Raw genomic sequence first — 12095 nt, forward strand, 5'->3', positions numbered from 1 at the left:
AGGTCCTCCATCAACCGCGCCGAATTGCGGTCGTCTCTTCTTTATTTCCTATAATACTGAAGGGCCCACCCTGCTGGTAGCGGCGAGAAAAAAGAATAATCTGTGAGTTTATCAGAATCCCCATGTCTGGGACAAAACACCCAGACACTGTGTGTCTCCGAACTTAAATTGCCGAAACGTGGGGCTGATTCCATTCTCACATAAAGAAAACTGATGACAACATCCGGTCGTCACCAGTTCATAAGTTAACATATTTCGCTCGACGGTCTAACGATCCTGTCTTGGCCAGTTATCTCAGCTGGCATTCTCGTTGCTTGCTGGTCACTTAAACAAATGCCAGCACCGCAAAGTTAATCACAAACAAGGCCGATACAATCCAAATTAAGCCGTGAACTTCCTTGGCCTTGCCTTCCACCGTCTTGACCAGGCAGTAGAAGATAAATCCAGCGGCAATCCCGTAGGTAATATTATAGGCAAACGCCATGATGAAGGCCGTCATAAAGGCTGGAATCGCCTCGCCAAAATCATGCCACGGAATCTGACTAAAGGAACTCATCATCATGATCCCAACCAGAATCAGTGATGGCGCAATCGCGGCCGTCGGAATGATTGACAACAACGGCGATGCCAATGAGCTCAACAGGAACAGCACGGAAACGACGACGCTGGTCAGTCCCGTTCGACCACCGGCACCGATCCCCGCGGAACTTTCCACGTAGGTCGTCAGGTTTGACGTCCCGAAGATGGACCCGACCCCGGTCGCAATAGAATCTGCGAAGAGCGCCTTATCCAATTTGGACTTAAAGCCGGGTTGGGCTTCCAGTTCCAGCTCGCGTTTACCAGAGAAGATCCCGGTCTGACGGCCAGTCCCAATAAAGGTTCCCAGCGAATCAAATGTATCGGACAGGCTAAACGACAGGATCGTCATCAAGACCAGAATCACGCGATTGTGCTCGGCGAACAGCGAGCCCATCCCCGCCGAGGAGAACGCTGCGAGGAAGGTCGTGCCTAACTGATGAAAGGACGCGCCAATCGAGTAGCCACTGGCCAAGTGAAGATTGGTGACCCCCATCGGAATCCCAATCACGGTCGTCGTCAGAATCCCGATCAACAGGGCGCCGGGGACCTTCCGCACCTTAAAGATGACGGTGATAATCAACCCGATCACGGCCAGAATCAGCGCTGGGGAATTGAAGACGGCCAAGGCGGGTGTAATGCTCCCGTTGGTCACCACTGAGCTAATCCCGTGCTTAAATGTTTCCTGGGTCGCATTGAAGGCCTTCCCGTTCACCGTCAGCAAACTGCTGGCATCACTGGTAAATTGCAAGAAATTACCATTTTTCAATCCCACATAGGCGATAAATGCCCCAATCCCGCCGCTAATCGCGAGTTGCAGGTTGATGGGAATCGCCGAAATCAGCATCTTCCGAATCTTAGTTGCGGTAATGATGATGTTAATAATCCCACAGAAGAAGACCAGTGCTAGGGCCTGTTGCCAGGTGAAGCCCAGCCCCATGACCACGGTATATGTGAAGAAGGCGTTCAACCCCATCCCCGGTGCCAACGCATAGGGCACGTTGGCGAACAGGCCCATCACCAGTGTCCCGGCAACCGAGGCAATGATGGTGGCCAAGAAGACGGCCTGTTGCGGCATCCCGGTTTGGCCCAGAATTTGCGGATTCACAAAGAGAATATACGACATCGCAAAGAAAGTCGTGATGCCGGCGGCCACTTCGGTTCCAACAGTGGTTCCTGATTCCTTAAGCTTAAAGAATTTGTCCACGGTGAGTTCCTCCTAAAATACGAACATTAAAATATCCATAAACGATAATATCGGTCTTTACAGAAAGAACTATACCAGAATTGCCGCATAAAGCCAAGAGAAATATACGATAAACGAACTTAATCGATTTAATCACCAGTGATTGGCCCTGACAACTATCGCGTTATCGTCAGCCCCGCCCACGAAAAAAGGCGTTTGGGACAACACACCCAAACACCTGCGTAACTTCGAACTTATCTGGCTGAAACCCGGGCCAAACGGCAACGGGTTTCGCTCTAATTTTTCAATTTTAAGACGCCTTAGCCATTGACTTTGGCCAACGTCTTCTGAATCTTCTGAGGCGTTTCTTGCCGGCCAATCAGGAGTAGCCGCAAGGTATTCAACACCGCAATCAGCGTCACGCCAACATCGGAGAAGACGGCCCACCACATGGTTGTAATGCCAAAGGCGGCCAACGTGAGAAATAGAATCTTAATTCCCAGGGCAAAGACGATATTCTCCCACACAATCTGCTTCGTTCGTTTGGCAATGTTAATCGTCCGGGGAATTGCCAATGGATCGTCGTTCATCAGCACAATATCCGCCGATTCAATGGCGGCATCGGATCCTAAGGCCCCCATGGCAATACCCACGTCGGCACTGGCCAACACGGGCGTATCGTTGAGGCCATCGCCGACAAAGGCCAACTTTTCCTTAGACTTCAACTGGGCCTTTAACTGACGCATCTCGGCCACCTTATCTTGCGGTAACAGCTCGGCCTTGACCGTATCAATCTTAATCTGATCACCCACGGCTTGACCGACTTGGCGGTTATCCCCCGTCAACATGACGGTCTGACGGATGCCCGCTTCCTTCAAGGCTGCCAGCGCGGGAATCGTTGTCTCTTTAACGGCATCGGCGACCTCAATGGCCCCCTGATACTGATCGGCCAACGCCACGTAAACCATGGTGCCCGCAGCACTCTTGGGGAGCTCCCGCGTGATGCCGGCCTGACGCATGAGCTTGGCATTGCCCACGTACAGCGGCTGACCATCGTGCTGGGACTGTACCCCCAGACCAACCAATTCTTCCGCGGACGATGGGGTATCCGCATCGATGCCCGCTAAAGCCACAATGGACTTGGCAATGGGATGCGGTGACGCAACTTCGGCCGTCGCGGCAAGCCGGATTAAGTCCGCCTCACTGCGGTTAACCGGCGCCACGTTCACCACGGCAAATTCTCCCCGCGTCAACGTCCCGGTCTTATCAAACGCGACCGTCTTCACCTGATTCAGGGCCTCCAGATAATTACTGCCCTTGATTAAGACCCCCGCACGAGAGGCGGCCCCGATCCCGCCAAAGTAACTCAGGGGAACCGAAATCACCAGGGCACACGGACACGAGATCACCAAGAAAATTAACGCCCGGTACAGCCAATCATTGAAGGGTTGCGCAAAGAACAGCGGTGGTACAGCTGCGAGCAGAATGGCCATCCCCACGACCGCTGGCGTATAGACGCGGGCGAACTTCGTAATGAAGTTCTCCGTCTTGGTCTTCTTCGTTGTCGCGTCCTGAACCAATTCCAGAATCTTAGCGACGGTCGAATCCGCGTAAGCTTTCTCCACGCGAAGTTCAATGACGCCATTGCTGACAATGGTTCCGCTCAGGGCTTGATCCCCAGTTCCAACCAACGTCGGCTTGGTTTCACCCGTCAACGCCTTGGTATCGAGGTAGGTCTCGCCACTGGTGATCGTCCCATCGGCTGGAATCTTTTCACCCGGCCGCACGATTAAGGTATCGCCGACCTTCACCTGATCCGGCGCAATCTGTTGGGTATGGCCGTTGACCACGAGATTGGCGTAGTCCGGTCGAATCTTCAGGAGGTCCGTAATTGAGCGCTTGGACTTGTTGACGGCGGAGTCCTGGAAGAACTCTCCAATCCGGTAGAATAACATGACCGCTACCGCCTCGGGATACTGTTGGATGGCGAGTGCCCCGACTGTGGCGACCGTCATTAAGAAGGCCTCACCAAAGAGTTTACCGGTAAACAAATCACGCACCGCTTCAACCAGAATTGGACCGCCGACCAACAGATAGGCAATCAGGTATAGCCCAATTGTAATCGCTTTCAGAAACGGTGAAAAACTGGCGATGAGTAATAGCGTGATGCTCCCTAGAATCAATGCTAAGTCCCGCTTCGTTTCAGCTAACTTTAGATAGTCTCGCATCGTACTCGCCTCCTAAGTCTGAATCATCATCCGTTTATATGAATACTCGCTCATATGTATGGCTTCATCATAACATATCCTGTACAGGTGTCAACTGTCAAAGTGGACAAACTCACCGGCCCCTTTTATGGTAAAATGAGTCCCATGGTGATGAATATGGAAAAACAAAATAATCAGCTCCCGACAGCCGCGGAGATCAAAAAAAGCGTCGACCTCTTCAAGACGTTCGGCGACGCAACCCGTTATCAAATTCTGTCGTTACTGTACCAAAGTAGCCGGACCGTTAGCGAAATCACGGCGGTCATGGACGTCTCCCAATCGGCCATCTCCCATCAGCTCAAGACGTTACGGCAGGCGGGGTTGGTGGTCGGTGAACGCGAGGGTAAGTTTATCAAGTATACCCTCGCCGATGAGCACATCTTCGAGATTTTCGAATTGGTGAAGGAACACATTCACGAATAACGTGTAAAACTGAATCGGTCGAGGCGTGGTTGGGTCGCAAACATTCCCGCCATATTTCGGCGTTCACCTCGGCAGTTCAAATACTAGAATCACGTAAAAAAGTCTGGCTTTTTACGCCAGACCTTTTTGCTACCGTTTTGTCAGCGCGTTCGTTAAATCTAAGTGCCCGCCGTAACTTCACGCGCTTAGGCACTGGTCATTCGGTTGCTTGCAGAGTTTTTGAAGCCACCACTAGTTTTTCCCGGAGCTATTCGCGTCATCGACTCCGAAATTTCTCCGCTCCTCCCCCTCTCAGTTACCTTTGATTCCTCTAAGCGCCAGGGCTGCTTAGTTACGTTGCGCCACATACTTTCTCACCTGAACCCGCGAAGGCAGTAAGCCAATCACCGTCATATACACGGCGCCCACCACCGGCACCAGATTCAAGAGAACCCACCAACCGGAGCGGTTCAGGTCGTGTAACCGTCTAACCTTCACCGAAAGAAGTAAGAGCCAGACTGCCATCAAGATAAGCCGTCCTGTCAATCGTAAGGCCGGCATCTGAACGGTAAGGATCGCTAGCCAGCTATACCCCTTGAATAACGCCAACCGGACTATGACTAGAATACCAATCAGATAGTTCATGCCAACTGGCCACCAAAATTCCTGACGAGTCGCCTCCCCACTAAAGTCAAACAGTGACAACCAAAACTTTTTTAAAGCCATTTTCATATCCACGCGCTCCCTGTAGTCGTAAATTTTTAGTGTTTGCCAAGCAAATTAGATATCTAATTTGCAATGCACGTAGTCTATCGCGTAAAATGCCAGTTGTCAAGAATTTCTAGAAAAGAGGCCATCATGGACCAAACCGATGCACGGAAACTCAACCAATTAATGCGCAGTATTCTAACTGCAGAGCAACAGGTCTACGATCAACGCGCTCGCCAGGCTGACATGACTTTACCGCAAGCCCGAACGCTCGGCTATATCGCACGCCATCCCGGCCTAAATCAACGAGAGATTGCCGACCATTTTCATCGTCGTGGTGCGAGCATGTCCAACATGTTGAAGCTACTAGAACGTGATGGCCTGATTGAAAAGCATGCCCAACAAGGAACTCAAGATCGCTCAAAACGTATTTTTCTGACGCCCGCTGGTAAGTCCAAAGTGAGCATTTTACAGTCAATCTTCGACAATTTGGAAAACCAGTTGACCCAGAACCTCACCGCAACGGAAAGTACGCAACTGATCACATTACTCCAAAAAATTAACCGTCCACAAAATTAACAGGTCCACCACGATTGGAAGTCGCCTTCCGGACGTGGTGGACCTGTTGTTGTTCTAATTCTTGATTAAACCATTAGAATCCGGGAGAACGTCGCAATCACGCGGTCAAACTGATCCGGGGCCAATGCCTGTTTCACGGCGGCCTGCTGGTCCGGCTTCACAATTGCTCGGACCACCTGGCCAAAATACCCGTTAGTCAGTTCCGCAACCGATTTCCCACTACTGAGTAAAAACTCGCGCGTCAACATTGCCGGAATCACCTGCTGATCCTGAAGCACTGCAAGGTGGGGAATCATGGCCTCGTCAAAAAATCCCGCGATCTGACCGTCCCGATAAAAGGCCAGTAACCGTTGATTGTAGGCGTGCCGCACCTGCATAAACTGTCGGTAAAGCTGTGGATAATCCTGCTGTAGGTCTCGTAAAAAAACGGGCGTGGTCGTGCCCAGGTAAGCCACGTTTGCGGTGAAAATTTGCGGAAAGGCCGTCACAAACTCCGCTGTCGTCTCCATCTTCGTGGGTATCGCGATGGCCGCGACGTAATCCAAGTAACGCTGCACCATTGCCGTAATGACGCCATCCTTAGAACCAAAATACTGATATAGCTTGGCCCGACTGACGTTCATGATCTTTGCCAGTTCGTCCACTTTAATGCCCGCAAAGCCGTGGACAATCACCTGCTCTTGCACTGCCATAATCATCGCAACCTTACGCTCTTGCTTATCGACCACACCCGTCAGTCCCTTCGTTTTCCAAATCATACCGTACTTTTATTGCGGATACAAATTATATTGTTTATACTTTTTAGACTTAATTCGTCTATTTTTATTGACTTTTGTGGCTACTCAGCCTATCTTTAAAGCAGTTATTTTGCCTCGTGAAGGGAGAAAAAAGATGTTGTCGATCATCTTCGGCTTTATTGGCTTACTGCTACTAGATTTACTGTCCATCAGTCTGTGTCTCGTTCAGGAGAACGTGGCGCGACCGATAACGACGGCCCCCGTTTCCCCACAACAGACGCCCAATCAACACGCATTTACGGCCTTATCCAAGACCACTTGGTGCCTCGACACCTGCGATGGCCTGTGCCAAAGCGCTTGGTACATCCCGGCTACCGGACCGACGTCACACACGGCCTTGCTATTCCACGATTTTCGGGCGGATAAGCTATCCATGGCCGACTACACCCTGCTCTTTCACCGGCTAGATTATAACGTCGTGCTCATCGACAATCGCGCGACGGGGCAGAGCGCAGGCAAATACACCGGTTACGGCTACCTGGAGCGCATTGATGCCCGTTGCTGGGTTGAAACCACGCTGGCTAAATTAGGCCCGGACACGGAAATTGTGTTATTTGGAACCGCCATGGGTGCCGCCATCGTCGGCATGACCTGTGGCCTGACGCTGCCCCACAATGTAAAGGCCGCCATTATGGATTCCGCCTACACATCGGCCGTCGATGAGCTCCGCTACCGTGTGAATCGCCAATACCACCTACCGGCCTTCACGGTTCACGTCACGTCCAAACTGGTCAAGCTTCAAGCGGGCTACTGTCTCGATCAGGCCAGCCCATTGGCGGCCCTGAAAAACAGCCACCTTCCCACCCTCTTCATCCACGGCGCAGCAGACGAAACGACCCCGGTTGCCATGGCCGATACGCTGTACACCCACTACCAAGGGGCCAAGGAATTCTGCATCATCCCCCGGGCTGGGCATTTACGAAGCTATACCACGGATCGTCAACAGTATGAGACCCGGGTGCGGGGATTCTTGGCGCGACATGTGGCTTAATTGGGCTAACTTCTGAGAGGAAAGCTGGTCTGCCAACGCACGTTTAAATCTTATCAGTATAAAGAAATCAAAAAATCCTGAGCATTTTGCCCAGGATTTTGTCAGTCTTTAACTCTTCACGATATCACTGTTATTCGTCGGTGCTAAACGCCGCTGCCGCACCAGTCCAGTACAGACGGCCAACATAATCAGGCTCAACCCCGCCATATACCACGGCAATATGTGAATTGCTCCGTTGTGTAACCAGCTCATGCCGTACGTCAACACACTCACCACTAGGTAGTAGCCCAAACTGAACCACCCACTGGCACTCCCCATGATGGTCTCGTAGCCGACCAACGCGCGGTTCAATGCGTTGGGGAGGGTTATATTAAGGCCGAGAAAAGTTAGGAAAATCCCGCCAATCATCAGGGACGCTTGCTGCCAATACGCGGCCAGTACCAGTAGACCGCTGGCCGCTGTACTGAAGATTAGCCCCTGTAAGGCGACCTGTTCCGGCGTCCACCGATTCAGCAGGCGATTGACGATTAGAGCCCCCAATAAGCTGGCCCCCGCCAAGACCAACCCTAACCAACCGTATTGGACGGCCGAATAGCCGAAATGGGTGATAAAAATAAACGGGGCCTCGGCATAGTAACTGAATAAAATGCCATTGATTCCACCAATCAATAAGCCGTAGCCCCAAACGACCGGATCACTTACCAGCCGCCGAACCACGTGCCACTGACGTAACCGTGGCGGTCGACTAGTCTGCGTCTCGGGCAAGCGGCTGGCGGCGTATAAGCCGACTGCCACGGCCATCGTCACTAAGGTAGCAAAGACACTGCGATAGCCAAAATAGGTCTGCATGACCCCACCGATTAACGGGCCCAGCGCCGGTGCTAAGGCCATGGCCGCGCTGGTTTTCGCGAAAATCTTAGCACCCGTGATGCCCCGGAAGCTCTCGCGCATAATGGTCTGCGTTACCACCGAACCGGCGCTGGCGCCGAGGGCTTGAATCAGGCGCCAGACCAATAGTCCTGAAAAATTAGTACTCAGTAAGAGGCCAATATTTCCCAATAAATACACGACAATGCCGACCAACATGGCCGGTCGACGCCCCCACTTGTCGGCCAGTTGTCCCCACATCAAGACCCCGATGGCAAAGGCAACAAAATACGTGCTCATCGTGAGCTGAACTTGGCTGGCACTCACCCCAAAGGCCCGGCGAAGTTGCGGTAGTACCGGGGTAAAAATTGACTCGCTGATTTGGGGAAATCCCACGAGTGTAATCAACAATCCCAACGAAGGGACTGCATGACGGACGTTTTTCATCATTTTTCTCCTTAGAATTTACTTTGAGGAAAAACGTCCTTGTCCGTTTGCGGGGACACACGCCATTAACGTTTGTAACGTCACGGTTGGTCACCCCTTTCTGTTAAGTTGCGCTTTACATTACGGGAAATCGGTGACGTTGTCAAGCGTCCTTCCGGGATGATTTAGCGGGTATCCGACCATAAATCGCAAAGATTCCGCTCACGACACTGACCCCAATTAATACCACCGTAGACAAGACATAACCAATCGCCGCGCCCGTTCCGGCAGGACTAGCCGGAAACTCACTCGGTGCGGGGACGCCCCGCGCAGTGAGCAGTAATAGGGCATTCAAAATCATGACCAGAAAAACAACCCCGGTTAAGTGCCAACCGTGTTGCCGCCAAGCCGCAAAATCTTGGTAGGTACTCCCTAATTCCCAGACATTGAGCAAGAGCAGTAGAAAGATATAGCCCCAGACGTGCTGAATCCGTAGAATCAGACAACTGTAAAACAAAAATAATAGCGCGATATTGAGATAGTAGGTGACTCGAATCGTTTGCCAGCGGCGTTGTCCCAGCCGTTCCTGTTGCTGATAATGCGCGGCCATCACCAAGTCTTCCTTTAATAAGTTATCCAGTGAAATCTGGTAAAGCTCACCCAACTTCACCAGCGTTAAAATATCCGGATAGCTTCGCCCCGTCTCCCAACTGGAAACCGTCTTACGTGACACGTGTAGTGTCGTGGCCACATCCGTCTGTGTCATCTGCTGATCATGACGGACGGCCTTTAAGTTCTCTGCAAAGTTCATTTTTCCCAACCTCCCCACTTAGCGTACCGAAACGCGACGGATTCAGCAAGCTAAGGTTTGTAGCATCCTTGTCCCACCGGGATCAACGGCCATGCCGACAAAAATATTGACCCAGACCGGTAATATGACGGTGAATTTGTTTGGTTCATTGACACGGGTTCACATTCGGACCTTTTTAAATGAAAAGCGTCAACTCACGCCGCAATTTCTCTAAAATTTTTTCTTAAAATAAAGCATCCTAGGACGATTAATCTTAGGATGCTTTACTTTCTATTTTAATAAATACTGCGCATCCCGTTCGTGATCAAACGAGGTCAGAATCTTCGGGCCGTCCGCCGTGACCACGAGGGTGTGTTCGTACTGACAGCTCAGACTGCCGTCAACGGTCGAGATGGTCCAGCCATCCTCGGCTGGGGCGCTGCATTCCCAACTCCCCACGTTGATCATAGGCTCAATGGTAATCGTCATCCCTGCCTTCAAGCGCGTTCCGTGTCCGGCCGTCCCGTAGTGGGGAACGTCTGGATCTTCATGCATGGTCGGGCCGATGCCGTGGCCAATGTAGTCGCGCACGACGCCATAGCCCAGTTGGGTCTCGGCATAATCCTGGATGGCAAAACCGATATCGCCAATCCGGTTACCCACCACCGCTTGGTCGATACCCAAGTAGAGGGCCTTACGCGTCACGTCCATTAATTTCTGGACCTCCGCTGACGGCTGACCGGCCACAAAGGCGTGGCAAGCATCACTCAAATAGCCGTGATAGTCGATGACGGTGTCCACCTTAATCAAGTCCCCGCGCTTAATCAGCACGTCCTTACTGGGACAGCCGTGACAGATGACGTCGTTGACGCTTACGCAGGTCGAGTATTTATAGCCTTCAAAGTTCAGCTCACCCGGTGTCGCATCGTGGTCAACGATGTATTGGTAAGAAAAGTGGTCAATATCCCAGGTCGTGATCCCGGGTTTGATGTAGTCCGACAGGGCATGGAACAAACCGGCTAAAATATCGCCAGCGGCCTGCATGCCTTGAATTTCGCGTGTTGATTTTAAAGAAATCATGTTGCCTCCTGAGGGTTGTCTACGTTTTAAGCGTTGTTTTCAGTATACCCCATTGTTCGACCGCTTCAACATAAAAAATAATTGGCGGCAATCGGTCAATGGCATCGTTTTCATCGCCCTTTCAGACCTGAATAATCTTATGAAACGTGTTACAATCATTTTTGCTGTGTTCCATTCGGACTTAATTTAAAAAAACGACAAGGAGGTTTCCCCATGGCACTCACGAAACGCGACGTCCGCGACTACTGCATTGGCTTCGCCCTGGTCTTGACGATGGTTAGCATCGCCACTTGGCGCAACGACTACGAAATTATCTTACCCGAGATTGGCGCACTGACGGCGGGCATGTGGATCTACCACAATCCCACCTGGGTCAGTCAACCCATCAAAATCTTTTTAGCGCCCTCCGGTACGGCGGTAATTGGCTTTATCGTCAACCAATTTCCGATTAGTTATCCAGAAAAGGTCGGCATCACCCTGCTTTTCATTTTATTGTTGCTCAATGTGTTACGATCAACGCTGGCGCCGTCCTTTGCCACGGGGCTTCTCCCGATTATCATTAACGCCACACACTGGTCCTTTATCCTCGCAATCTTTGTATTCACGCTAACACTGATGGTGGGCGTCCTCCTGCAGGGTCACTACAAGGGCCAACCCGCGGGGCAACCGTTGCACTACCAGCATATGTTGGGCTTCGTCCTAGCCGCCGCTATCTGGATCGGAGCGGTCTGGATTGCCGGGTATCCGCAAATGGCCGGGATTCCACCGGTTTTGGTCGTCTTCTTTGAAGTTTCACAAAAATCCAGCTACAGCGGAAAACTCGCGATCAAACACATCGTGGCGCTAGGGGGTGCCGCTACCATTGGCGTCCTGATCCACCTGGTCATTGGCTCGTGGCTACTGGCCACCTTGCTCACCCTGCCGTTGGTCTTCCTGCTCTTACAACTATTGCGCATCAAGCTTCCCGCCGCCTACGCCTTCCCCCTATTGGCGCTAGTCTTGCCGGCAAACATGTTCCACACGTTACCGATTGCGGCAATGCTAGCCGCCTGTTTCTTCTTAGGCGCGACCTTTGCCTACCGCAAGCTCGCAGCATTGACGGGATTGGCCTCGGAAAATAATTAAATCAAACATCCGGTGATCATTTCTGAAAAGAGATGATCGCCTTTTCTTTTACACGCTTTTTACGAAAACGACATCATGGATTTACACGACTCCGGTATGCTTAAACCTATCACCTCATCACTGACATACGAAGGAGGAACTAATTATTGGCAAAAAGGTAGAATAGCATAGAAATACGTAGATGAATATGGAAAATGATGACGTGCTATCCATAGAAAGATAATATGGAGGTGGATAGCGTGGCAATGATTAAACCAAATGAAATGGCAAAGCGTCTGGGCGTTACCGTTCGAACCTTGCA

11 protein-coding genes are annotated in these 12095 nt (G+C 51.4%); 4 read left to right on the top strand and 7 right to left on the bottom strand.

Annotation, left to right across the window (positions count from 1 at the left end; all coding sequences use genetic code 11):
* Nucleotides 1-325: 325 nt before the first annotated feature.
* Both HEQ50_RS05305 and HEQ50_RS05310 read right to left on the bottom strand, forming a co-directional pair.
* Nucleotides 326-1783, bottom strand: a complete 1458-nt coding sequence (locus tag HEQ50_RS05305; protein WP_168899486.1) for an NCS2 family permease — start codon at nucleotides 1781-1783, stop codon at nucleotides 326-328.
* 299 nt (nucleotides 1784-2082) lie between these two features.
* Nucleotides 2083-3990, bottom strand: a complete 1908-nt coding sequence (locus HEQ50_RS05310; protein WP_168899487.1) for a heavy metal translocating P-type ATPase — start codon at nucleotides 3988-3990, stop codon at nucleotides 2083-2085.
* A gap of 156 nt (nucleotides 3991-4146) precedes the next feature.
* Between HEQ50_RS05310 and HEQ50_RS05315 the strand changes: the two genes are divergently transcribed.
* On the top strand, nucleotides 4147-4452 hold the full coding sequence (locus HEQ50_RS05315) for a helix-turn-helix transcriptional regulator (RefSeq protein WP_211089221.1): 306 nt from the start codon (nucleotides 4147-4149) through the stop codon (nucleotides 4450-4452).
* Nucleotides 4453-4779: 327 nt separating this feature from the next.
* On the opposite strand, the gene HEQ50_RS05320 is transcribed toward HEQ50_RS05315, so the two are convergent.
* Nucleotides 4780-5163, bottom strand: coding sequence for a DUF805 domain-containing protein (locus HEQ50_RS05320; protein WP_168899488.1), 384 nt, complete (start codon nucleotides 5161-5163; stop codon nucleotides 4780-4782).
* Between the two features lie 126 nt (nucleotides 5164-5289).
* On the opposite strand from HEQ50_RS05320, the gene HEQ50_RS05325 reads away from it, so the two are divergent.
* Nucleotides 5290-5718: a MarR family winged helix-turn-helix transcriptional regulator gene (locus HEQ50_RS05325; protein ID WP_168899489.1), complete on the top strand. Its 429-nt coding sequence runs from the start codon at nucleotides 5290-5292 to the stop codon at nucleotides 5716-5718.
* A 65-nt stretch (nucleotides 5719-5783) separates the two neighbouring features.
* Here HEQ50_RS05325 and HEQ50_RS05330 read toward each other — a convergent pair whose 3' ends face one another.
* On the bottom strand, nucleotides 5784-6476 hold the full coding sequence (locus HEQ50_RS05330) for a TetR/AcrR family transcriptional regulator (RefSeq protein WP_168899490.1): 693 nt from the start codon (nucleotides 6474-6476) through the stop codon (nucleotides 5784-5786).
* Nucleotides 6477-6609: 133 nt separating this feature from the next.
* Here HEQ50_RS05330 and HEQ50_RS05335 point away from each other — a divergent pair, with 133 nt between their 5' ends.
* Nucleotides 6610-7506 (top strand): alpha/beta hydrolase, encoded by an 897-nt coding sequence (locus HEQ50_RS05335; RefSeq protein ID WP_168899491.1) that lies wholly within the window; start codon nucleotides 6610-6612, stop codon nucleotides 7504-7506.
* 108 nt (nucleotides 7507-7614) lie between these two features.
* Here HEQ50_RS05335 and HEQ50_RS05340 read toward each other — a convergent pair whose 3' ends face one another.
* The 3 genes from HEQ50_RS05340 to map all read right to left on the bottom strand — a co-directional run bounded on the left by HEQ50_RS05340 (nucleotide 7615) and on the right by map (nucleotide 10669).
* Nucleotides 7615-8820, bottom strand: coding sequence for a multidrug effflux MFS transporter (locus HEQ50_RS05340; protein ID WP_168899492.1), 1206 nt, complete (start codon nucleotides 8818-8820; stop codon nucleotides 7615-7617).
* Between the two features lie 142 nt (nucleotides 8821-8962).
* Nucleotides 8963-9610, bottom strand: coding sequence for a helix-turn-helix domain-containing protein (locus tag HEQ50_RS05345; protein ID WP_168899493.1), 648 nt, complete (start codon nucleotides 9608-9610; stop codon nucleotides 8963-8965).
* A gap of 270 nt (nucleotides 9611-9880) precedes the next feature.
* Complete coding sequence (map, locus tag HEQ50_RS05350) at nucleotides 9881-10669, bottom strand: type I methionyl aminopeptidase (protein WP_168899494.1); 789 nt, start codon at nucleotides 10667-10669, stop codon at nucleotides 9881-9883.
* Nucleotides 10670-10882: 213 nt separating this feature from the next.
* Between map and HEQ50_RS05355 the strand changes: the two genes are divergently transcribed.
* Complete coding sequence (locus tag HEQ50_RS05355; protein WP_168899495.1) at nucleotides 10883-11794, top strand: hypothetical protein; 912 nt, start codon at nucleotides 10883-10885, stop codon at nucleotides 11792-11794.
* Nucleotides 11795-12095: the final 301 nt, after the last annotated feature.

The sequence above is a fragment of the Lactobacillus sp. HBUAS51381 genome, assembly GCF_012641095.1.
Lineage (GTDB): Bacteria > Bacillota > Bacilli > Lactobacillales > Lactobacillaceae > Levilactobacillus.

Coding starts and splice junctions, on each gene's coding strand:
- HEQ50_RS05345 (WP_168899493.1), bottom strand. CDS start 9,610: ATGAACTTTGCAGAGAACTTAAAGGCCGTCCGTCATGATCAGCAGATG.
- HEQ50_RS05340 (WP_168899492.1), bottom strand. CDS start 8,820: ATGAAAAACGTCCGTCATGCAGTCCCTTCGTTGGGATTGTTGATTACA.
- HEQ50_RS05330 (WP_168899490.1), bottom strand. CDS start 6,476: ATGATTTGGAAAACGAAGGGACTGACGGGTGTGGTCGATAAGCAAGAG.
- HEQ50_RS05335 (WP_168899491.1), top strand. CDS start 6,610: ATGTTGTCGATCATCTTCGGCTTTATTGGCTTACTGCTACTAGATTTA.
- HEQ50_RS05310 (WP_168899487.1), bottom strand. CDS start 3,990: ATGCGAGACTATCTAAAGTTAGCTGAAACGAAGCGGGACTTAGCATTG.
- map (WP_168899494.1), bottom strand. CDS start 10,669: ATGATTTCTTTAAAATCAACACGCGAAATTCAAGGCATGCAGGCCGCT.
- HEQ50_RS05325 (WP_168899489.1), top strand. CDS start 5,290: ATGGACCAAACCGATGCACGGAAACTCAACCAATTAATGCGCAGTATT.
- HEQ50_RS05355 (WP_168899495.1), top strand. CDS start 10,883: ATGGCACTCACGAAACGCGACGTCCGCGACTACTGCATTGGCTTCGCC.
- HEQ50_RS05320 (WP_168899488.1), bottom strand. CDS start 5,163: ATGAAAATGGCTTTAAAAAAGTTTTGGTTGTCACTGTTTGACTTTAGT.
- HEQ50_RS05315 (WP_211089221.1), top strand. CDS start 4,147: ATGGAAAAACAAAATAATCAGCTCCCGACAGCCGCGGAGATCAAAAAA.